The organism is Streptomyces sp. 5-10 (assembly GCF_014712245.1).
Classification (GTDB): domain Bacteria; phylum Actinomycetota; class Actinomycetes; order Streptomycetales; family Streptomycetaceae; genus Streptomyces; species Streptomyces violaceusniger.
The window spans coordinates 198057-220580 of record NZ_JACVYG010000009.1 but is presented as its reverse complement, the minus strand read 5'-3'; the positions used below and the strand labels follow the sequence as shown (position 1 = coordinate 220580).

Annotated in this window: 18 protein-coding genes; 14 read left to right on the top strand and 4 right to left on the bottom strand. The window is 73.2% G+C overall.

The window, feature by feature from the left end; genetic code table 11:
- Positions 1-179: 179 nt before the first annotated feature.
- A complete protein-coding gene (locus tag IEJ02_RS14520; protein ID WP_191065236.1) occupies positions 180-1832 on the bottom strand; it encodes a PucR family transcriptional regulator in 1653 nt (550 codons plus the stop codon).
- 547 nt (positions 1833-2379) lie between these two features.
- A complete protein-coding gene (locus tag IEJ02_RS14515; protein ID WP_137977368.1) occupies positions 2380-4188 on the bottom strand; it encodes a glycoside hydrolase family 15 protein in 1809 nt (602 codons plus the stop codon).
- Positions 4189-4608: 420 nt separating this feature from the next.
- Here IEJ02_RS14515 and pyrG point away from each other — a divergent pair, with 420 nt between their 5' ends.
- From pyrG to der, 14 genes are all read left to right on the top strand, one after another.
- Positions 4609-6264, top strand: coding sequence for a CTP synthase (gene pyrG, locus IEJ02_RS14510; protein WP_191065235.1), 1656 nt, complete (start codon positions 4609-4611; stop codon positions 6262-6264).
- Between the two features lie 80 nt (positions 6265-6344).
- Positions 6345-6971: an NUDIX domain-containing protein gene (locus IEJ02_RS14505; RefSeq protein WP_191065234.1), complete on the top strand. Its 627-nt coding sequence runs from the start codon at positions 6345-6347 to the stop codon at positions 6969-6971.
- A 442-nt stretch (positions 6972-7413) separates the two neighbouring features.
- Complete coding sequence (locus IEJ02_RS14500; protein WP_275559228.1) at positions 7414-9447, top strand: tetratricopeptide repeat protein; 2034 nt, start codon at positions 7414-7416, stop codon at positions 9445-9447.
- A 226-nt stretch (positions 9448-9673) separates the two neighbouring features.
- The gene (ald, locus tag IEJ02_RS14495; RefSeq protein ID WP_191065263.1) at positions 9674-10789 is read left to right on the top strand and encodes an alanine dehydrogenase; all 1116 of its coding nucleotides are present in this window, start codon (positions 9674-9676) and stop codon (positions 10787-10789) included.
- A 561-nt stretch (positions 10790-11350) separates the two neighbouring features.
- Positions 11351-12367 carry a ParA family protein gene (locus IEJ02_RS14490; protein WP_020872375.1) on the top strand — a complete coding sequence of 339 codons (1017 nt, stop codon included), beginning with the start codon at positions 11351-11353 and terminating at the stop codon, positions 12365-12367.
- Positions 12352-12939, top strand: a complete 588-nt coding sequence (locus tag IEJ02_RS14485; RefSeq protein ID WP_191065233.1) for a hypothetical protein — start codon at positions 12352-12354, stop codon at positions 12937-12939. Before IEJ02_RS14490 ends, IEJ02_RS14485 begins: the two co-directional genes overlap by 16 nt.
- Positions 12940-13007: 68 nt before the next feature.
- Positions 13008-14513: a segregation and condensation protein A gene (locus IEJ02_RS14480; RefSeq protein ID WP_191065232.1), complete on the top strand. Its 1506-nt coding sequence runs from the start codon at positions 13008-13010 to the stop codon at positions 14511-14513.
- The gene (scpB, locus tag IEJ02_RS14475; RefSeq protein ID WP_191065231.1) at positions 14510-15166 is read left to right on the top strand and encodes an SMC-Scp complex subunit ScpB; all 657 of its coding nucleotides are present in this window, start codon (positions 14510-14512) and stop codon (positions 15164-15166) included. Before IEJ02_RS14480 ends, scpB begins: the two co-directional genes overlap by 4 nt.
- 40 nt (positions 15167-15206) lie before the next feature.
- A complete protein-coding gene (locus IEJ02_RS14470) occupies positions 15207-16310 on the top strand; it encodes a pseudouridine synthase (RefSeq protein WP_191065230.1) in 1104 nt (367 codons plus the stop codon).
- A 159-nt stretch (positions 16311-16469) separates the two neighbouring features.
- Positions 16470-16832: a chorismate mutase gene (aroH, locus tag IEJ02_RS14465; protein ID WP_137977360.1), complete on the top strand. Its 363-nt coding sequence runs from the start codon at positions 16470-16472 to the stop codon at positions 16830-16832.
- Complete coding sequence (locus tag IEJ02_RS14460; RefSeq protein ID WP_191065229.1) at positions 16829-17914, top strand: prephenate dehydrogenase; 1086 nt, start codon at positions 16829-16831, stop codon at positions 17912-17914. Before aroH ends, IEJ02_RS14460 begins: the two co-directional genes overlap by 4 nt.
- 141 nt (positions 17915-18055) lie before the next feature.
- Positions 18056-18760 carry a (d)CMP kinase gene (gene cmk, locus IEJ02_RS14455; protein WP_275559225.1) on the top strand — a complete coding sequence of 235 codons (705 nt, stop codon included), beginning with the start codon at positions 18056-18058 and terminating at the stop codon, positions 18758-18760.
- Positions 18757-19431 (top strand): lysophospholipid acyltransferase family protein, encoded by a 675-nt coding sequence (locus IEJ02_RS14450; protein ID WP_317985794.1) that lies wholly within the window; start codon positions 18757-18759, stop codon positions 19429-19431. The genes cmk and IEJ02_RS14450 overlap by 4 nt, the downstream gene beginning before the upstream one ends.
- Positions 19432-19486: 55 nt before the next feature.
- Entirely contained in the window at positions 19487-20950 is a 1464-nt protein-coding gene (gene der, locus IEJ02_RS14445; protein WP_191065226.1) for a ribosome biogenesis GTPase Der, read from the top strand.
- A gap of 122 nt (positions 20951-21072) precedes the next feature.
- Here der and IEJ02_RS14440 read toward each other — a convergent pair whose 3' ends face one another.
- The gene (locus IEJ02_RS14440; protein WP_191065225.1) at positions 21073-21369 is read right to left on the bottom strand and encodes a hypothetical protein; all 297 of its coding nucleotides are present in this window, start codon (positions 21367-21369) and stop codon (positions 21073-21075) included.
- Between the two features lie 179 nt (positions 21370-21548).
- Entirely contained in the window at positions 21549-22499 is a 951-nt protein-coding gene (locus IEJ02_RS14435) for a DUF8842 C-terminal domain-containing protein (protein WP_498067033.1), read from the bottom strand.
- Between the last annotated feature and the right edge of the window lie 25 nt (positions 22500-22524).

The window sequence follows — 22524 nt, the reverse complement described above, 5'->3', positions numbered from 1 at the left end:
GAAGGGGCGGGGAGGGGGAAGATCCGTCGGGCCGGGTGGGGTGCAGGTGCGGTTCGGCATGGGCGGCCGGGCGGGGAGGTGTTCGCGGCGCACGGCGAGGGCTGCGCGGCGGACGGCGAGGGAGCCACTCCCCGCCCGGCGACACGGGGGGACGCCGGGCGGGGCGGCCCGCCGCCGCGTCACCGCACATGGCGGCGGGCCTGGAGGGCCACCCCCAGGGCGAGCACCGTTTGAGGATCCTCCAGATCGCTGCCCAGCAGCGACGCGATCCGGGCCAGCCGGTCGTACAGCGTCTGGCGGTTGAGGTGCAGTGCGCGGGCCGTCTCCGCCTTGCGTCCCGCATGCCGCAGATACGTCTCCAGCGTCGGCACCAGCGGCGGGCGGGCGGTGCGGTCGTGGGCCAGCAGTGGACCGATCACCCGGTCCACGAAGGCGGCCAGATCGCCGTGCTCGCGCAGTCGCCACAGCAACAGGTCGACATCCAGGCTCCGTACGTCGTACCAGCCCCGCTCGGGCGGCGCACCGCACGCCGCGTTCGCCGCCTCCGCCGCGTGCCGCAGCTCGGCTCCGGCCGCGTCCCAGCCGACCGCGAGCCCGGCGATCACCACCGGCGGCCGGGCGCCGGCCCGGTCCGGCCAGGCCCGCTCCACCCCGGCCCGCAGCGCCGTCGCGATCCGTTCGGCCACCGCGCCCCGCTCGGTCGCGGCACGCAGCCCCGCCAGCAGCGGAACGCGCCCCTCCGGAAGCCGTACGCCGAGCAGCACCGGCACCCCGGCCCCGGCCAACTCCTCCTGTAGGGCGTGGGCCAGCGCCGCCCAGCTCTCCCCGCCCCCGGCCAGCGGCCGCGGATCCTCCACCAGCCGCATCACCACCGGCAGCAGCGGCCCGCCCGGGCCCGGCCGGAAACCCAGCACCCGGGCCTGGGCCGGGGCGTCCGACGCCTCGATCCGGCCCTCGGCGAGATCGGTGAGGAAGTCCCCGCGCCCGCGCGCCGCCAGCTCCTCCTCCTGGCGCGCCCGCAGCAGCACCACCGCCAGCAGATCCGCCGTCCGCTCGGCGGCGATCCGGTGCACCGGGCCCAGCGGCCCGGCCACCGGAAGGACGGTCAGCCGCGCCCGTACGGCGCCGGGGCCGGGCCCGCCGCCCGGGATGTCCGCGATCACGCTGCCCGCCTGCGGCTCGGGCCGCTCGGCCGCGCGCGGCGCCCGCAGCCCCTCCCACACCTGGAGCGGATCGGCCGCGCCCGCCGGGGGCGTACCGCCAGGGCCCGCCGCGTACAGCAACTGCCCGTCGGGGGTCTCCAGGAAGACCGGATTGGCCGCGAAGGCGGCGAAGTGGCGCAGGATCTCCGGCACCCCGCCGCCGCGCAGCAGCACCTCGGTGGCCTGCCGGTGCACCACATCGGCCTGGCGCAGCAGGGCGTAGTGCTCATTGACGATCTCGGTGTGGATCTCCTCGGTGACCGTCACGAACGGCACCTCGCGATGGAGCTGCACCAGCGGCAGTCCGCATGAGCGCGCGGTGTCCACGACCGGCCCCGGCAGGGTGCGGAACCGGGCCCCCAGCTCCACCACCAGCGCCGCGATACCCCGCTCGGCGAGCCGGCGGACGAAGGCGCGCTGCTCGGCGGGGCGCGGCCCGACCCCGAGACCGGTGGTCAGCAGCAGCTCACCGCCCTTGAGCAGCGCGGCGATGTTCGGCGCCTCACCCGCGTGCACCCAGCGCACCGGGCGGTCCAGCAGCTCCTGCCCGGAGACCACCTCGGGGAGCCCGCGGCGCAGGGCGGGAAGGCCGAGGGCCCGCGCGACGGTGATCGTTCCCTCTGGTTCCATGCCGCCACGCTACGGGTGTCCGGCGCGTAGCGGGGGCTTCGCCCCTGAACCCCGAAACCCCGAAGCCGCCCTCCCGGGTCTGGGGCGGAGCCCCACCACGCGGCGGAGCCGCATATCGATGCTGCGGGAAGGGGCGGGAAGGGGCGGGGAGGGGAACGGCCCGCCGCGGGCGCCAAGACTCGTCGGACACGTCGGACACTGCCTCAGCGCTCCGCTGGAAGTGCCGCGATGCGTCGTCGGCCGTCCGCGGCGCCGTCGTGGCTGGTCGCGCCCGCGCGGCGGAGCCGCATATCGACACGGCCCCGCGCCCCTTCGGGGCGCTGCCGAACCATAGCGGCCTTCCTCCGGCCTGCTGAGCCGCTCGCCCGATGCCCCGCGTCGACCCGCCCGGGCTCGCCCAGCGCCCGGGCTCGCCCAGTGGCCCGGCCTCGCGGTTGGCGCGCCGAACAGCAGGCCGGGGGCCGAACAGCAGGCCGGGGGCCGAACGGCGAGGCCCGGGCCGAGCCCGGAGACGAGGAGTGCCCGGGCCCCAGGGCCCGGGCCGGGGTCAGCCTCCGTACGCGCCGGACGCGGTCAGCCGCAGCGCGGTGTCGATCAGCGGCACATGGCTGAACGCCTGCGGGAAGTTGCCCACCTGGCGCTGGTTGCGCGGATCCCACTCCTCGGCCAGCAGCCCGAGGTCGTTGCGGAGCGCGAGCAGCTTCTCGAAGAGCCTGCGGGCCTCGTCCACCCGGCCGATCATCGCCAGGTCGTCGGCGAGCCAGAACGAGCAGGCCAGGAAGGCCCCTTCGTCGCCCTCGAGACCGTCCACCCCGGCGTCCTCGCCCGCGGTGGGGTAGCGCATCACGAAGCCGTCCTCGGTCGACAGCTCCCGCTGGATCGCCTCGATGGTGCCGATGACCCGCTTGTCGTCCGGCGGCAGGAAGCCCATCTGCGGGATGAGCAGCAGCGAGGCGTCCAGCTCCTTGGAGCCGTAGGACTGGGTGAAGGTGTTCCGCTCGGCGTCGTAGCCCCGCTCGCAGACGTCCCGGTGGATCTCGTCGCGCAGCTCCCGCCAGCGCTCCAACGGCCCGTCCACATCGCCGGATTCGATCAGCTTGACGGTGCGGTCGACCGCGACCCAGGCCATCACCTTGGAGTGCACGAAGTGGCGGCGCGGCCCGCGCACCTCCCAGATGCCCTCGTCCGGCTCGTCCCAGTGGTCCTCCAGGTAGCCGATCAGCTTCAGCTGGAGCACGCTCGCGTAGTCGTTGCGCGCCAGACCCGTCATATGGGCCAGGTGCAGCGCCTCGGTGACCTCGCCGTAGACGTCCAGCTGGAGCTGGCCCGCCGCGCCGTTGCCGACCCGGACCGGCTGGGAGTTCTCATAGCCGGGCAGCCAGGTCAGCTCGGCCTCGGCCAACTCCCGCTCGCCCGCGATGCCGTACATGATCTGGAGGTTCTCCGGGTCGCCCGCGACCGCGCGGAGCAGCCATTCGCGCCACGCGCGTGCCTCCTCGCGGTAGCCGGTGCGCAGCAGCGAGGAGAGGGTGATCGCCGCGTCCCGCAGCCAGGTGAAGCGGTAGTCCCAGTTCCGGACGCCGCCGATCTCCTCGGGCAGGGAGGTGGTGGGCGCCGCGACGATGCCGCCGGTGGGTGCGTAGGTCAGCGCCTTGAGCGTGATCAGCGAGCGGACCACCGCGTCCCGGTAGGGGCCGTGGTAGGTGCAGTGCTCGACCCACTCCCGCCAGAACGCCTCGGTGGCCTCCAGCGCGGCCTCCGGCTCGGGCAGGGCGGGCGGCTCGTTGTGCGAGGGCTGCCAGCTGATGGTGAAGGCGATCCGGTCGCCGGGGCCCACCGTGAAGTCGGAGTAGGTGGTGAGGTCCTTGCCGTAGGTGTCGGCCTCGGTGTCCAGCCACACCGAGTCCGGCCCTGCGACGGCGACGGTACGGGTGTCCACCCGGTGCACCCACGGCACGACCCAGCCGTAGGAGAACCGCATCCGCAGCGCCGAGCGCATCGGCACCCGGCCGCTGACCCCCTCGACGATCCGCACCAGTTGCGGGGCGCCGTCACGGGGCGGCATGAAGTCGATCACACGGACCGTGCCGCGCGGAGTGTCCCACTCCGATTCCAGGACCAGCGAGTCGCCGCGGTAGCGGCGGCGGTCCGCGGCGGGCGGCCGGCTCCCCGCGGGGGCGGCGGGCCCCAGCCGCCAGAAGCCGTGTTCCTCAGTGCCCAGCAGACCGGCGAAGACGGCATGGGAGTCGAACCGCGGCAGGCAAAGCCAGTCGACGGTCCCATCTCTGCAGACGAGGGCGGCCGTCTGCATATCACCAATCAGTGCGTAATCCTCGATACGCCCGGCCACGTGCATTCCCCATTCGAACGGCCGTATCGCCCCGGAGGGCGTTGCTTACGGTCTCGGAAAATTCTGACGAGCTCTTGTTCCGGGGGCGTGCTGGTGGTGCCGTGCCGGGGTGGCTCGCATGCGTGCGTCCGATGAGGATACGACGGACAACGGTGATCCGCTTGAGCCAGTCCACATCGTGGCTCCCATCTCACGGCCGATCGGGTGGCCAGGTCACGCATGGTGTTCGGGCGGTTGCGCAGACCGAACGCGGGAACCAGGTCAGCAGCGACCGCTCCGGGGCGCTGATACCCTGGTAGCCCGTGGAGCGGCGGGCACAAAACCCCCGAACCTCAGCGGCGGCGCCCCCGGACCCCGGAGCGGCTGCCGTACGCACCCTCACGACGCGACCACGGGAGCCCCCTCTTGGCCATTGCCGCTAAGCCCATGACGACCAAGCACCTCTTCGTCACCGGGGGTGTCGCCTCCTCACTCGGCAAGGGTCTCACCGCCTCCAGTCTGGGGGCGCTGCTGAAGGCGCGCGGTCTGCGCGTCACCATGCAGAAGCTCGATCCGTATCTGAATGTCGACCCGGGCACGATGAACCCCTTCCAGCACGGCGAGGTGTTCGTCACCAACGACGGCGCCGAGACCGATCTGGACATCGGCCACTACGAGCGCTTCCTCGACGTCGACCTCGACGGCTCGGCCAATGTGACCACCGGACAGGTCTACTCCACCGTAATCGCCAAGGAGCGGCGCGGTGAGTACCTCGGGGACACGGTGCAGGTCATCCCGCACATCACCAACGAGATCAAGCACCGCATCCGGCGCATGGCCACCGACGACGTGGACGTCGTCATCACCGAGGTCGGCGGCACCGTCGGCGACATCGAGTCGCTGCCCTTCCTGGAGGCCGTCCGCCAGGTCCGGCATGAGGTCGGCAGGGACAACGTGTTCGTGGTGCACATCTCCCTGCTGCCCTACATCGGCCCGTCCGGCGAGCTGAAGACCAAGCCCACCCAGCACTCGGTGGCCGCGCTGCGTAACATCGGCATCCAGCCGGACGCGATCGTGCTGCGAGCCGACCGCGAGGTCCCCACCTCCATCAAGCGCAAGGTCTCGCTGATGTGTGACGTGGACGACGCCGCCGTGGTCGCCGCCATCGACGCCAAGTCGATCTACGACATCCCCAAGGTGCTGCACTCCGAGGGCCTGGACGCCTATGTCGTCCGCAAGCTGGACCTGCCCTTCCGCGACGTGGACTGGACCCAGTGGGACGACCTGCTGAAGCGGGTCCACGAGCCCGACCACGAGGTCACCGTGGCGCTCGTCGGCAAGTACATCGACCTGCCCGACGCCTATCTCTCCGTCACCGAGGCGCTGCGCGCCGGCGGCTTCGCCAACAACGCCCGCGTGAAGATCAAGTGGGTCACCTCGGACGACTGCAAGACGGCGGCCGGCGCCCGGGAGCAGCTCGACGGCGTGGACGCGGTCTGCATCCCCGGCGGCTTCGGCGACCGCGGCGTCATCGGTAAGGTCGGCGCGATCACCTACGCCCGGGAGAACAAGATCCCGGTGCTGGGCCTCTGCCTGGGACTCCAGTGCATCGTCATCGAGGCCGCGCGCAACCTCGCGGGCATCGAGGGCGCCAACTCCACCGAGTTCGAGCCCGCCACCACCGACCCGGTGATCTCCACCATGGCCGAGCAGCTCGACATCGTCGCGGGCGAGGGCGACATGGGCGGCACCATGCGGCTGGGCATGTACCCGGCCAAGCTGGCCGAGGGCTCGATCGTCCGCGAGGTCTACGACAACCAGCCGTATGTCGAGGAGCGCCACCGCCACCGCTACGAGGTCAACAACTCCTACCGCGGTGAGCTGGAGAAGAAGGCCGGGATCGTCTTCTCCGGCACCTCCCCGGACAACAAGCTGGTGGAGTACGTGGAGTATCCGCGCGAGGTCCACCCCTATCTGGTCGGCACCCAGGCCCACCCCGAGCTGCGCTCCCGCCCGACCCGTCCGCACCCGCTCTTCGTGGGCCTGGTGAAGGCGGCGGTCGAGCGACAGGTGGCAGCTCAGACGGGGGGCGTCGGCGCCTGACCGTTACGGTTGGCAGGGGCGGGCGGCCGGCGCGGCCCACCGCCCCGTCAACCGCACGCGGAAAGGACGCTGAGGCAAGCATGCGCATCCAGGACACCCCCGAGGAATGGCCGGTCACCGCCACCGCCACGCCGTTCACCGGCAACAAGACGAGCGTGCGCACGGACGAGGTGGAGATGCCCGACGGGAGTCGGGTCAAGCGCGACTACCAGGTCCACCCCGGCTCCGTGGCCGTCCTCGCCCTGGACAGGGACGACCGCGTGATCGTGCTGCGGCAGTACCGGCACCCGGTCCGCCAGCGGCTGTGGGAGATCCCGGCCGGTCTCCTGGACGTCCCCGGTGAGAACCCGCTGCACGCCGCCCAGCGGGAGCTGTACGAGGAGGCGCACGTCAAGGCCGAGGACTGGCGGGTCCTCATCGACGTCTACACCTCGCCCGGCGGCTGTGACGAGGCGGTGCGGATCTTCCTGGCCCGGGAGATCTCCGTGGCCGAGGGCGAGCGGTTCGAGGTCTCCGAGGAGGAGGCCGACATGGAGCTCGCCCGGGTGTCCCTGGCGGAGCTGGTGCGCGGGGCCCTCGCGGGCGAGCTGCACAACAACTGCCTCGCGGTCGGCGCGCTGGCGCTGCACGCCGCGCTCTCCGGCGACGGCATCGACGCCCTCCGGCCCGCCGACGCCTCCTGGCCGGCCCGGCCCTTCGACGCCTGAGCCACCGATGGGGCGGATGGCCCCGCTCGGCCTCGGTGAAGATCCGATGGAGTGATTTTCGGTCCGTGCTGTGGGCCGCGAGTGCCGGGTACCTGACGCGGAGTGAACTACGCTCATAGTGAGCCGTAGGGGCTCGTACGCGCAGGTGGACGGGAGTGGGCCGGTGGTGGAGCAGGCGGTCGACACCGATGGGGAGCCGGCGGCCCCAGGGAAGCGGCAGCCGCCGCCCGCCGCGTCCGCTTCATCCGCTTCGTCCGCTCCCGGCCGTCCCGCGGAATCCACTCCCGGCCGCTCAACGGAACCCACTCCCGGCCGCTCAACGGAATCCGGTCCCGGCCGTTCGACGGAACCCACTCCCGGCCGTCCGCCGGAAGGTGGGGCCTCCTCCTCCGACACCCCGCCGCGGCAACGGCGCCCCGCCGCGGACGCCGGGGACGGCGGGGTGTGGAGCGGGGCGACCCGGGCCGTGCTGTTCGCGGCGGCCGCCTCCGTGGGGCGGGGTTTCGCCGGGCGGCGGCGGGAGCTGCTCTCACTGCGGGCCGATATCGAGCGCGCGGGCCTGGACACCCTCGCCGGCCGCAAGGCCGCCCGCAGCCGGGTGCTGCTGATCGCGGGCCGCCCCGGCTGGGGCCGTACGGCGCTGGCCGAGGAGCTCGCCCGGCGGCTCGCCGACGACTACCCCGACGGAGTGCTGAGCGCCCGGCTGACCACCTCGGCCGGCGACCCCGTGCCCACCGAGCGCACCGCCCGTGAGCTGCTGGGACGGCTCGGCGTGAGCGCCCCGCCGGGCGCGGACGAGGACGATCTGAGCGAGGCGCTGCGCGCGGCGCTCGACGGCAAGCGGGTGCTGCTGCTGCTCGACGACGTGGCCGGGGCCGAGCAGGTGGACGCGCTGCTGCCCGACGAGCCCGACTGCCTGGTGGTCGCCGTCTCGCGCGGGCCGCTGACCGGGGTGCCGGATGTGCGGCCGTGCACGGTGGGCGGGCTGGATGTGAGCGCGGCGGTCGGGCTGCTGGCGCAGTACACCGGCCCCACCCGGATCACCTGCGATCCGGTGGCCGCGCAGTCCCTGGTCGAGGAGTGCGCGGGCCAGCCCGCCGCGCTCGTCCTGGTCGGCGGCTGGCTCGCGGCCCGCCCCCAGGCGTCGGTCGCCGACGCCCTGGCCCGGCTGCGCGAACTGCCGCCGGACGAGGGCGACCTCGACCACGGCGCCCGCCCGCTGATCCGCGCCTTCCGGCTGGCCTACGCCGCGCTGCCGTCGGCCGCCGCCCGGATGCTGCGGCTGCTGGTGCTGGCGCCCGGCGGATGGGCCGACGCCCAGATCGCCTCCGCGCTGGCCGGCTGCTCGGTGGCGGACGGCGAGGCGGCGCTGGAGGGCTTCGCCGCGTACGGGATGCTGCGCCCGCGCGGCACGGGCCGCTATCTGGTGCCCGGCTGTCTCGATCCGCTGCTGCGGGAGCGGCTGGCGGCCGAGGAGCGCCCGGCGGAGGTGGAGCTGGCGCGGGCGCGGATGCTGGAGCGCGCCGTACGGCAGCTGCACGCCTGCCGGCTGGCCGCCGAGCCCGCCGGTTCGCCGGGCCGGAAGAAGCTGGCCGGGATGCCGAAGCCGCTGCGGTTTTCGTCGTCGGCGGAGGCGGGCGGCTGGCTGGAGGAGCGGCTGCCCACGCTGATCGAGGCCGCCCGGATGGCCGTGGAGACCGGTCAACTCGACACCCTGGCCCGGCGGTTGGTGGCCGCGCTGACCCACGCCCTGACCGCCCACCGGGGCTTCGAGGGCGCGGCGGTGGAGCTGTACGGGCTGCATCAGCTGGTGCTGGACGTGGCCCGGCGCCGCGATCTGCCGGTGGAGCGGGCGGCCGCGCTGCTGAACCTCGGCGATCTGGACGGCGGGGCGGGCCGGGTGGACAAGGCCCTCGCCCGCTACAAGAGCGCCCTGGAGGCCGCCCGCGCCTCGGGCGATCCGTATACGACCGGCCGTGCGCTGGAGTCGATCGGCGGCACCTACCAGGAGCTGGAGGACTGGCACCGGGCGGCCGACTGGTACGGACGCGCCCTGGAGCTGCGGCTGAGCCGCCGCGACACGCCCGCGGCGGCCCGGCTGTACGCACGGCTGGGCACGGTCCACGGCTACGCCGGGCAGTGGGGCGAGGCGCTGCGCGACTGGCGGGCCGCCGCGGCCGCCTGCCGCCGGGCGGGCGACCGGCCGGGGTACGCGCGGGCGCTCAGCGGCACCGCGGACGCCCAGGAGCGCTCGGGGCGGCCGAGGGAGGCGCTGCGCACCTGGGCGGAGACCGCCGCGGCCGCCCGGACCTGCGGTGACACCGGGCTGCACGCGGAGCTGGCGCGCCATGCGGCGGACGCGATGGACCGGCTCGGCGGGGATCCCGCGGTGGCGCGGTCCCTGCGGCGCACCGCCCGGAGGATCGAGGCGGGCGAGGCGGAGGACACCGGTCCGTCATCTCAGAGTGGGGACTGACACCCTGCCGACCTACGAAATCAGTAGTGGTCTCCCAAAAGATTGATGCATTGCAAGGCTAGACAGCGCGACGTCCTTCATTAGACTGCCTGTACCGCGATTGTTGCGGTCGTCTCCGGCATGCGGACGCGCGTTCCGGTTTGCCTGTCTATGGTCGATGGTGTATCGGCCTATGACCGGCTATGGCGATATGTTCCATTTCCCCCATTCAAGGACCGTGATCGACGTGAAGGTCGGCATCCCCCGCGAGGTCAAGAACAACGAGTTCCGTGTGGCCATCACCCCCGCCGGTGTGCACGAGCTGGTCCGAGGCGGCCATGAGGTCGTCATCGAGCGGAGTGCGGGCCTCGGCTCGTCCATCACGGACGAGGAGTACACCGCCGCCGGCGCGCGCGTCCTCGGCACCGCCGACGAGGTCTGGGCCACGGCCGACCTGCTGCTGAAGGTCAAGGAGCCCATCGCGGAGGAATACCACCGGCTGCGCAAGGGCCAGACGCTCTTCACCTATCTGCACCTGGCCGCCTCCCGGGCCTGCACCGACGCGCTGCTGGAGTCCGGCACCACCGCCATCGCCTACGAGACGGTCGAGACCGCGAACCGCGCCCTGCCGCTGCTCGCGCCGATGTCCGAGGTCGCGGGCCGGATCGCGCCGCAGGTCGGCGCGTACCACCTGATGCGCTCGGCCGGCGGCCGCGGTGTGCTGCCCGGCGGGGTGCCGGGGGTGGCCGCCGGGCGGGCCGTTGTCATCGGCGGCGGCGTCTCCGGGTGGAACGCCGCCCAGATCGCCATCGGCATGGGCTTCCACGTCACCCTGCTCGACAAGGACATCAACAAGCTCCGCGAGGCCGACCGGATCTTCGGCAACCGGGTGCGGACCATCGCCTCCAACGCCTATGAGCTGGAGAAGGCCGTCCTCGAGGCCGACCTGGTCATCGGCGCGGTGCTCATCCCGGGCGCCAAGGCGCCCAAGCTGGTCACCAACGAGCTGGTGTCCCGGATGAAGCCGGGAAGTGTCCTTGTCGACATCGCGATCGACCAGGGCGGCTGCTTCGAGGACTCCCGTCCCACCACCCACGCCGAGCCGACCTTCGAGGTCCACAACTCGGTCTTCTACTGCGTGGCCAACATGCCCGGCGCGGTGCCGAACACCTCCACCCACGCGCTCACCAACGCCACGCTCCCGTACATCGTGGAGCTGGCCAACCGCGGCTGGCGGGACGCGCTGCGCCGGGACGCCGCGCTGGCCAAGGGGCTCAACACCCATGAGGGCCAGGTCGTCTACGGCCCGGTCGCCGAGGCCCATGAGCTGCCCGTCGTCGAACTGGGTTCGCTGATCGGCTGAAAGACACCCGGAGTTCACCGGCCCCGGCCGCCGGGGGCCCGTTAACTCCGGTTGCCGGACGGTCAACCCGGACCGTCAACCACATGTCAACACCGGGCATCCGGCCGGGTCTTGTCGAAGGACGAGGCCCGGCCGAAGGTGTGTCCGCTGTGCCCCGTATCGAGGGTGGACCACGGCTCGGCCAACTCGCCCTAAATGTAACTATTCAGACGCTTTATGCGGTGGTGAAATCTCCGCGGCACCGTTCACACGCCCTTGACATCGGGGTGTTCGATTGCCGACACATCGTGCCGTGTCCGGTGGATTGTGTTGCTGCGGACCGGTGACACGCCATAGAGTCGCCAACCGTCGGCATGGTGTCACGCTGACCTATAGAGAAATTTCCTGGTCACCAAGGAGGTAGGACGACTTGTGAATGAGTCGACATTTTCTCCCGGGGGTGGTCAACCAGGATCGGCTGCGCGGGGCCAGGGTCCCTCGGGGCTCGAGGCTGTCGGCTCCGTCGCTGTCCGTACCTTCGCAACCCACCAGAGCCCGACGACAGCCCACCAGAGCCACAGCATGGACGGCCATCACGTGAACGCCATGGCCGGCGACCAGGGGGGCACGGATCCCGCCCGCTTCGCCGACTACGACGACCTCCCCGACGGGCACTTCTACGACCCGGACGCGGAGTACGAGCCAGACCCCGAATACGCGGCCACGCTCGCGCCCGACGCTGCCCGTCAGCGCCGCGAGCGGATCGGTCCCACCGGGCGTCCGCTGCCGTACTTCCCGATCCCCGGGCCGCTGACCGACCACGGTCCCGCGAAGATCATCGCGATGTGCAACCAGAAGGGCGGGGTCGGCAAGACCACCTCCACCATCAACCTGGGCGCCGCCCTGGCCGAGTACGGCCGCCGGGTCCTGCTCGTCGACTTCGACCCGCAGGGCGCCCTGTCGGTCGGCCTCGGGGTCAACCCGATGGAGCTCGACCTTACGGTCTACAACCTGCTCATGGAGCGGGGTATGTCGGCCGACGAGGTGCTGCTGAAGACGGCCGTGCCCAACATGGACCTGCTGCCCAGCAATATCGACTTGTCGGCCGCCGAGGTGCAGCTGGTGAGCGAGGTCGCCCGGGAGTCGACCCTCCAGCGCGCGCTCAAGCCGCTGATGGCCGACTACGACTACATCGTCATCGACTGCCAGCCCTCGCTCGGTCTGCTCACCGTCAACGCGCTGACCGCCGCGCACAAGGTGATCGTGCCGCTGGAGTGTGAGTTCTTCGCGCTGCGCGGTGTGGCGTTGCTCACGGAGACGATCGAGAAGGTCCAGGAGCGGCTCAACCCCGACCTGGAGCTGGACGGCATCCTCGCCACGATGTACGACTCGCGCACCGTGCACAGCCGTGAGGTCCTCGCCCGCGTGGTCGAGGCGTTCGACGATCACGTCTACCACACGGTCATCGGCCGTACGGTCCGCTTCCCCGAGACCACGGTCGCGGGCGAGCCGATCACCACGTACGCGTCCAACTCCGTCGGTGCCGCCGCCTATCGCCAGCTCGCCAGGGAGGTGCTCGCCCGGTGTCACGCCGAGTGAGTCTGCCGGGAGCCGACGAACTGTTCCGCACCACGGGAGGGATGGGCCTCCAGTCCTCCTCTCCCGCCGCCGGGCGCCGCCAGGCGAACGGCGAGGCCCCCCGGGTGCCGCCGCCCGCCGCCGAACCCGACGCGGGCGCCGAGCCGCGCGAAGGGCAGGAGCGGTGCGCGGACGACGAGCAGTCCGGCTCGGGCGAACACACGGGACGGGAGACGGCCTCCCAGGACGCGGTCGGCGAGCGGCGCCCCGCCGCCGGGGACCGGCCCAAGGGCCGCCAGGCCCAGGGCGGTTCGGCCGCGGCCGCGGCCGAGCAGAACGGCCCGGCCCGCCGCCGCGCCCGTACGGCGAACCGCAGGCCCAGCGGGCGCGAGCGCCACGACGAGAAGATCACGGTCTATGTCTCCGCCGAGGAGCTGATGGACCTCGAGCACGCGCGTCTGGTGCTCCGTGGCGAGCACGGGCTCGCCGTCGACCGCGGCCGGATCGTCCGCGAGGCGGTCGCGGTCGTCCTCGCCGACCTCGAGTCGCGCGGCGACGCGAGCATCCTGGTGCGCCGCCTCCGCGGCCGTTGACCGGGCCGGGCGATAGCCTGCCCGGTCGTACGGGCTGCCCCGCCCGGCCCTGAGCACCCTGGACCGCGATGCCGACGAACGACACCCCCGCCCCGCCGCCCCGCCCCTCTCGCCGCACCCTCGGCCGGGGCCCGGGCGCCGCGCCACCCGGGACGGGTCCGGACCGGTCCACCGCGCCCACGCGGGCTCGCGACGCGCCACCCGCCGCCCCGGGCGCCCCGGCCCCGCGGACGGACACCGCCGAAGAGGAGCAGCGCCCCGCACCGGGCGGCGAGCCCGCCCCTGCCACGGCGCCGGAGGCCGCCCCCGCCACGGCGCTGGCCGAGCCCACCTCGCCTCCGGCGGCCGGAGAGCCGCTGGACGGCGCCCAGGCGGCGTCCGAGGCCACCGCCGAGCCCTTCGCCTACCCCGAGGCGCGCGAGGCCGCCTCGGAGGAACTCACGGCGCCGGACGCCGAGCCCGAGCCGTTCCCGGCGACCACCGAGGCCGCTGCCCCGGACGCGCGGCGGGGCGCGGGCGGTGGGCGCGGCCGTAGCGGCCGTAAGGGAGCGTCGGCGGACGAGCCGGAGCCGGTGCACGCACGGGCCGACCTCGACGGGGTGGCCCCCGCGGGCGGACACGGCGGCGAGGCGGCCGGGGCGGCGAGCAGCGAGGCTGACGCGAGCGGTGGGGCCGAGGCGAGCGGCGGGCCCGCCGCGAGTGACGGGAGCGGTCCGGTCGAGGACGGTGGCAATCGGTTCACCGTGCGGCTGGACAACTTCGAGGGGCCCTTCGACCTCCTCCTCCAGCTGATCTCCAAGCACAAGCTGGACGTCACCGAAGTGGCCCTGTCCAAGGTCACCGACGAGTTCATGGCCCACATCCGCGCCATGGGGCCGGACTGGGACCTCGACCAGACCACCGAGTTCCTCGTCGTCGCGGCGACCCTGCTGGACCTCAAGGCGGCCCGGCTGCTGCCCGCCGCCGAGGTCGAGGACGAGGCGGACCTGGCGCTGCTGGAGGCGCGCGATCTGCTCTTCGCCCGGCTGCTCCAGTACCGCGCGTACAAACAGATCGCGGACATCTTCAACGACCGGCTGGCCGCCGAGGCCGCCCGTCACCCCCGTACCGTCGGCCTGGAGCCGCACCACGCCGAGCTGCTTCCCGACGTCGTCATCAGCATCGGCCCCGAGGGCTTCGCCAAGCTGGCCGTCAAGGCGATGCAGCCCAAGCCCAAGCCTCAGGTCTACGTCGACCACATCCACACCCCGCTGGTCAGCGTCCGGGAGCAGGCCGAGGTGGTGGTCGCGCGGCTGCGGGAGCTGGGGGAGGCCACCTTCGCCGCGCTCACCGAGGACGCTCCCGACGTCCTTACGGTCGTCGCGCGCTTCCTGGCGCTCCTGGAGCTCTACCGCGAGCGCGCGGTCCTCCTGGACCAGCCGGAGGCGCTCGGGGCGCTCATGGTCCGCTGGACGGGCGAGGCGGGGCAGCGGCCACTGGTCACCGACGAGTTCGACCAGGAGGCCAAGCCCCGTAAGGAGCCCGAGAAGGAGACGGCCACGCCCGAGAAGCAGAAGGAGGAGGTACCGAGTTGAGCGAGCAGCCGACACCCGCCGGGCTCTCCGAGGTCGCCGAGCTGGACCTCAAGCCCGCCCTGGAGGCCGTCCTCATGGTCGTCGACGAGCCCGCCACCGAAGAACACCTCGCCAAGGTCCTCCAGCGGCCGCGCCGCGCCGTCGCGGACGCGCTGCGCGAGCTGGCCGACGAGTACGCGACCCAGGGCCGGGGCTTCGAGCTGCGGCTGGTCGCGGGCGGCTGGCGCTACTACACGCGCCCGGCCTACGCCGCCGCCGTCGAGGGGTTCGTCCTGGACGGCCAGCAGGCCCGGCTCACCCAGGCCGCTTTGGAAACCCTCGCGGTGGTCGCGTACCGTCAGCCGGTCAGCCGTTCCCGCGTCTCGGCCGTCCGCGGCGTCAACTGCGATGGCGTGATGCGGACCCTCCTCCAGCGGGGCCTGGTCGAGGAGGCGGGCACGGAACCCGAAACAGGTGCGATCCTGTACAGGACGACGAACTACTTCCTGGAGCGGATGGGCCTGCGGGGGCTCGACGAGCTCCCGGAGCTCGCGCCGTTCCTCCCCGAGGCGGACGCGGTCGAGGACGAGTCCCAGGAGGGCGTGCCGTCGTTCGATCCGGACGCCATTGACGGCGATGACGCGCAGGACGACGCAGAACGCACGACGACGTAGAACACCGAGCCGGCAGCGGCCACTCTCAGACGGAAACTTGATGCGAAGCAGCGGCAGGAACAGCAGGGGCAGCGGTAGCGGCGGCAAGAACTACCGGGGCGCGGGGAACAGGCGCGACGAGCAGCAGCAGCGCGCCGGCCGCCCCCGCCCCGAAGAGCGCCGCTACGACGTGGGCGGCGGCCCCAAGGCGGGCCCCAAAGCGGGCCCCAAGGGCTCCCAGGGCGGCCCCAAGGGCTCCCAGGGCTCCCAAGGCGGCCCCAGGACGGGCGGCTCCCAGGGCGGCGGCCCCAAGGGCGGTGGCGGCGGCCGTGGCCGCAAGCCGGGCCCGGCCCGTCCGCGCGAGTACGAGGCGCAGATAGAGGAGCGCAACCGTGCCCGCCACGACAAGCCGCGGGTCAAGATGCCCAAGACCTTCGGCGAGCCGGAGGGCGAGCGGCTGCAGAAGGTCCTGGCCCGCGCCGGCATGGGCTCGCGCCGCGCCTGTGAGGACCTGATCGACCAGGCCCGGGTCGAGGTCAACGGCAAGATCGTGACCGAGCAGGGGCTGCGCGTCGACCCCGAGAAGGACGAGATCAAGGTCGACGGGCTGACCGTGGCCACCCAGTCGTACCTCTTCTTCGCGCTGAACAAGCCCGCCGGTGTCGTCTCCACCATGGAGGACCCCGATGGCCGCCAGTGCCTGGGCGACTACGTGACCAACCGCGAGACCCGGCTCTTCCACGTCGGCCGCCTCGACACCGAGACCGAGGGCATCATCCTGCTCACCAACCACGGTGAGCTGGCCCACCGCCTCACCCACCCCCGCTACGGCGTGCGGAAGACCTATCTGGCCGCCATCCAGGGCCCGCTCCCGCGCGACCTGGGCAAGCGGCTCAAGAGCGGCATCCAGCTGGAGGACGGCTACGCCCGCGCCGACCACTTCCGGGTGGTGCAGAACACCGGCAAGAACTATCTGGTCGAGGTGAGCCTGCACGAGGGCCGCAAGCACATCGTGCGGCGGATGCTCGCCGAGGCCGGCTTCCCGGTCGACAAGCTGGTGCGGACGGCCTTCGGCCCGATCGCGCTCGGCGACCAGAAGTCCGGCTGGCTGCGCCGACTGACCAACACCGAGGTCGGCATGCTCATGCGCGAGGTCGAGCTCTGACAGGGGCCCGGGGCCGCTGACGAGGTCCGCCGCCGCGTCTCGCCCAGCGGTCGCGCCGGGAGCCTGTCCGACCCGCTCGTTACGCTGATCGGGAGTGCGGCCGAATGACGCGGCCGCGCCCGACGCACGACAGGCACAGCGCGCACAGGGGAGCGAGACGTGGCGGTACGAGCGGTCCGCGGGGCCGTCCAGCTGGACCGGGACGAGCCGGAGCACATGCATGAGCGGGTCTCCGCGCTGCTGACCGCCATCCTGGAGCGGAACGCCCTCGATCCCGACGACCTGATCAGCGTGTGGTTCACGGCCACCCCCGATCTGCACAGCGACTTCCCGGCGGTCGCCGCCCGCAAGCTGGGCATCACCGACGTACCGCTGATCTGCGCCCAGGAGCTGGACATACAAGGGGCCATGCCCCGCGTCGTCCGCATCCTGGCGCATGTCGAGACCTCCCTGCCCAAGTCCGACGTCGCCCATGTCTACCTCGGCGCCGCCGCCTCCCTCCGCAAGGACATCGCCCAATGAGAACCGCCCTCGTCATCGGCACCGGCCTGATCGGCACCTCCGCCGCGCTGGCCCTGGCCGGCCGTGGCGTCCAGGTGCACCTCTCCGACCACGACGAGGCCCAGGCGCGCACCGCCGAGGCGCGCGGCGCCGGGACCCAAGGCCAGCCCGAGGGGCCCGTGGACCTGGCGATCGTCGCCGTGCCCCCGGCGCACGTGGCGGCGACGGTGGCCGATGTGCTGCGCCGCGGGCTGGCCCGCGGCGTCCTGGACGTCGCGAGCGTCAAGGGCGGCCCGCGCCGTGAGCTTCAGGCCCTCGGCTGCGATCTGACCCGCTACATCGGCACGCATCCGATGGCGGGCCGGGAGCGCTCCGGGCCGCTGGCCGCCACCGCCGACCTCTTCGAGGGGCGGCCCTGGGTGCTCACGCCCACCGGCGACACCGACACCGAGGTGCTCAACCTCGCGCTCGAGCTGGTCGCGCTGTGCCGGGCGGTGCCCGTGGTGATGGAGGACGAGGCCCACGACCGGGCGGTGGCGCTCGTCTCGCACACCCCCCACCTGCTGTCCAGCATGGTCGCCGCGCGGCTCCAGGACGCCGATGAGACGGCGGTGCGGCTGTGCGGGCAGGGCATCCGCGACGTCACCCGGATCGCGGCCTCCGACCCCGCCATGTGGATCGACATCCTCTCCGCCAACCCCGGCCCGGTGGCCGATGTGCTCGCCGCCGTCGCCGCCGACCTGGACGAGACGGTACGGGCGCTGCGCGCGCTCGAGTCCGCCGACGAGGCCAAGCGCGGCGGCGGCGCGGCCGGGATCGAGGACGTGCTGCGCCGGGGCAACGCCGGGCGCGAGCGGGTGCCGGGCAAGCACGGCGCCGCCTCGGCCGTCTATGAGACCGTGACGGTGCTCATCGGCGACCAGCCGGGCGAGCTGGCCCGGATCTTCGCCGACGCGGGCCGGGCGGGCGTCAACATCGAGGACGTCCGGATCGAGCACGCCACCGGGCAGCAGGCCGGTCTGATCCAGCTGGTGGTCGAGCCCTCGGCGGCCCCGGGGCTCACCCAGGCCCTGCGGGAGCGGGGATGGTCCATCCGGCAGTAGCGGCGGAGCGGACCGCCCCCGGCCCGGCCCCGGGGCCGTCCCCCAGCGGTGCGAAGCCGCCCGGAGGAAGCCAGTAACCTTGTCCGAGGCTCACATGGCCCGTTCAACTCAGCCCCGTGCACACGAAAGGTGTCTGTCACCGTGGAAACCGCCGCCCGGACCGCCCCGGCAGCAGTGATTGTCGCGATCGACGGCCCCGCAGGCACGGGCAAGTCCAGTACCTCGAAGGCCGTCGCCGCCAAGCTGGGCCTGGGCTACCTGGACACCGGCGCCCAGTACCGGGCGATCACCTGGTGGATGGTGGCCAACGGCATCGACGTCGAGGACGCGGTGGCCGTGGCCGACGCCGCCGGCAAGCCCGCCATCGTCTCCGGCACCGACCCGGCCAACCCGACGATCACCGTCGACGGCACCGATGTCTCCGGGCCGATCCGCACCCAGGAGGTCACCTCGCGGGTCAGCGCGGTCAGCGCGGTGCCCGAGGTGCGGGCCGTGATCACCGAGCTCCAGCGGACCATCGCCGCCGAGGCGCCGCGCGGCATCGTGGTCGAGGGCCGGGACATCGGCACCACGGTCCTCCCGGACGCCGACCTCAAGATCTTCCTGACCGCCTCCCCGGAGGTCCGGGCGGCCCGCCGCAGCGGTGAGCTGAAGGGCAAGGAGGCCGCCGACCTGGCCGCCACCCAGGCCGCGCTGGCCAAGCGGGACGCCCTGGACTCCGGGCGCAAGACCTCGCCGCTGGCCAAGGCGGACGACGCGGTCGAGGTGGACACCTCCGAGCTCACCCTCGACCAGGTCATCGAGTGCGTGGTCACCCTCGTCGAGGAGAAGCGGACGGTCGCGTGAGCGCCACCGACGGGACCCTGCCCAGCCCCTCCGGGGCCGCCGTGGCGCGCCGGATCGGCATCGGTCTGATGTACGGGCTGTGGCGGCCGCGGGTGCTGGGCGCGTGGCGGATCCCGTCCGCCGGGCCCGTCATCCTCGCGGGGAACCACTCCCACAACATCGACGGCCCGATGCTGATCGGGACCTCGCCGCGGCCGGTGCACTTCCTGGTCAAGAAGGAGGCGTTCGTAGGCCCGCTGGACCCGTTCCTGCGCGGTATCGGGCAGGTGAAGGTGGACCGTACGAGCGCCGACCGCACCGCGATCGGCCAGGCCCTGGGGGTGCTGGAGCGCGGCGGGGTGCTGGGGATCTTCCCGGAGGGCACCAGGGGCGAGGGCGACTTCGCCTCGCTGCGCTCGGGGCTCGCGTACTTCGCGGTGCGCTCCGGCGCGCCGATCGTGCCGGTGGCGGTGTTCGGCACCGCCACCCCGCGCGACGACGGCCGGTCCAGGCCGCTGCCCCGGCTGCGCAGCAGGATCGACGTGGTGTTCGGCGACCCCTTCGAGGCGGGGGACGGCAGCGGCAGGCGGACGCGGGCGGCCCTGGACCAGGCCACCGAGCGCATCCAGAAGCGGCTGGGCGCGCATCTGGGCACCGCCAGGCGGCTCACCGGCCGCCCAGATCAGACATGAGACCCGCGAGCCCTCAGGGGCGGCCGCGGCATTGAGGGACGACGAGGAAATCTTCATGAACGACCAGATCCACAGCGGCGGCGACGAGCACGGGGAGCTTGGCGACGCCGAGTACGCGGAGTTCATGGAGCTCGCCGCGCAAGAGGGCTTCGACCTGGCGGAGGTCGAGGGCGACCTCGCCGAGGCGGGGCATGGCCCGCTGCCGGTGCTGGCCGTCGTCGGCCGCCCCAACGTCGGCAAGTCCACCCTGGTGAACCGGATCCTCGGCCGCCGGGAGGCGGTCGTGGAGGACCGCCCCGGCGTCACCCGCGACCGGGTGACCTACGAGGCCGAGTGGTCCGGCCGCCGCTTCAAGGTGGTCGACACCGGCGGCTGGGAGCAGGACGTGCTCGGCATCGACGCGTCCGTGGCGGCCCAGGCCGAGTTCGCGATCGAGGCCGCCGACGCGGTGGTCTTCGTCGTGGACGCCACCGTGGGCGCCACCGACACCGACGAGGCCGTGGTCAAGCTGCTGCGCCGGGCCGGGAAGCCCGTGGTGCTGTGCGCCAACAAGGTCGACGGGCCCAGCGGCGAGGCCGATGCCGCGATGCTGTGGTCGCTCGGCCTCGGCGAGCCGTACGCGGTGTCCGCGCTGCACGGCCGCGGCACCGGCGACATGCTCGACGCGGTCCTGGAGGCGCTGCCCGAGGCCCCGGCCCAGACCTTCGGGGCCACGCTCGGCGGACCGCGCCGGATCGCCCTGATCGGCCGCCCGAACGTGGGCAAGTCCTCGCTGCTCAACAAGGTCGCGGGCGAGGAGCGGGTGGTCGTCAACGAGATGGCGGGCACCACCCGTGACCCGGTCGACGAGATGATCGAACTGGGCGGCACCACCTGGAAGTTCGTCGACACCGCCGGTATCCGCCGCCGGGTCCACCTCCAGGAGGGCGCCGACTACTACGCCTCGCTGCGCACCGCGGCCGCCGTGGAGAAGGCGGAGGTCGCGGTCGTGCTGATCGACGCCAGCGAGTCCATCAGCGTCCAGGACCAGCGGATCATCTCGATGGCCGTCGAGGCCGGGCGCGCGCTCGTCATCGCGTACAACAAGTGGGACACCCTGGACGAGGAGCGCCGCTACTACCTCGAGCGCGAGATCGAGACGGAGCTGGGGCAGATCCAGTGGGCGCCGCGGGTCAATGTCTCGGCCCGCACCGGCCGCCACATGGAGAAGCTGGTCCCGGCGATCGAGACGGCGCTGGCCGGCTGGGAGACCCGGATCCCGACCGGGCGGCTGAACTCCTTCCTCGGCGAGATCGTCTCCTCCCATCCGCATCCGATCCGGGGCGGCAAGCAGCCGCGGATCCTCTTCGGGACGCAGGCCGGGACCCGGCCGCCGCGGTTCGTGCTCTTCGCCTCGGGCTTCCTGGAGGCGGGCTACCGCCGCTTCATCGAGCGGCGGCTGCGCGAGGAGTTCGGCTTCGAGGGGACGCCGCTGCAGATCTCGGTGCGGGTGCGCGAGAAGCGCGGCCGCAAGAAGTAGCGGCGGCGCGACCGCGAGACGTGGCGGCGGCGCGGCCGTGAGAGGTAGCGACAGCGCGCGGCCGTGACAAGCAGCGGCGGCCGCGCCGGGGGGCTCACGCCGCCCCGGCCCCCGGCACCGCGTCAGTACGTGTGCCCCCGCTCCTCGCCCCGGCCGGGCGGGAGCGCGGGGACATAGCCGCGGTAGTACAGCTCGTCGGTGTGCCAGGCCCCGCCGTGGCCGTCCGGGCGGCCGTAGCCGCCGACGAGGCCCCGGGGCTGGCCGATGGCGGCGAACGCCACGAACTCCATGTTCTCCTCGTCCGAGCGGTCACCGGGCAGCGCCCGGAACAGCCTGCGGTACTCCGCGTACAACGCGTCGTAGATCGGCGTGGCGGAGTGGCGCCAGGGATCGTGCGCTGCCTCCAGCGCGGGGCGCATGGCCGGAATGCAGCCGTATGAGGGGGAACGGTAGGAGAGGTCGTATGCGTGCACGTATGTGCCAACGACCCGGCCGCCCGTCGGATGCGGCATCGGTGGCGAATGGGCTGCCCACCAAGGCTCGGTGAGGTCCGGGGAAAGGTCCGGGGGGAAGTCCGGGACGGCGGCGGCCATGGCGGTCATGTGCCCGCGAGCGGCATCGAAGCGCCGACCAGGGCGCCGCGCGCGGCGGCCCGGTCCAGCGCCGCGCGCAGCTGGTCCTCGCGCGGCTGGGTGCCGATCGTGCCCGCGGCCGCGGCGTAGACCAGCACCTTCTGGGAGCGGCCGACGGCGCTGCGCCAGCCCTCGCTCAGCGGCATCGGGCTGTGCGCCTGCCACCAGGCCACCGGGCGGCCGCCGCCCGGCGCCGGCATCAGCACCGCGTGCAGCCGTCCCATGGCCAGCAGCACCGACCAGCCGGGGTTGGGCGCGGGCGGCCGGCCCAGATCGACCACCGGGGCGAACCCCTGCTCGCTGAGGAGCTGGAGGAATTCATCGCCGTGGCCGACCGAACCGGGGCGGACGATCGGCGCGGTCGGCTCGACCACCAGCGCCGCGCACGCCTCCTGACCGACCAGCACCACCCCGCTGGTCACACCGAGCACCGCCTGCTGCGGCACCGGCGCGTGGTCGGACGGGGCCGGGGCGTGCGCCACGGCGACCGGCGACACCGGCGACGCGGCCGGGGCGGGCGACGGGGCCGGGGCCGGGGCCGGGCCTGGAGCCGCCGGGCCGGGGAAGTGCGACGTGGAAGCATGCGACGCGGCCGGCACGGGCGGCGCGTGGGACGCCTCGGCGGTCGGCGGCGCGGTGTCCTCACCCGTGATGGACCGCACCGCACCCCGCAACTGGTCTTCCGAGACCGGGACGACCTGGGAGGGCACGCAGGTGGCGTGCGCGAAGGCCAGCACCGCCGTCTCCTGCCCCACGAAGAGCACGGTGCTGGTGCGCTCCTGCTCGGTGTTGCCGGGGGTGCGGCAGGACGTGCAGTCGTAAGCGCCCGGGGCGTTGTCCCCGGCGAGCAGCCGGTCGGCTTCTTCGTCGCCGATCTCGGCGCGTACGTCATCGCTGACGTCGAGCATGCGCGGCACGGGTGGCTCCTCGGTCTCGGTGGGT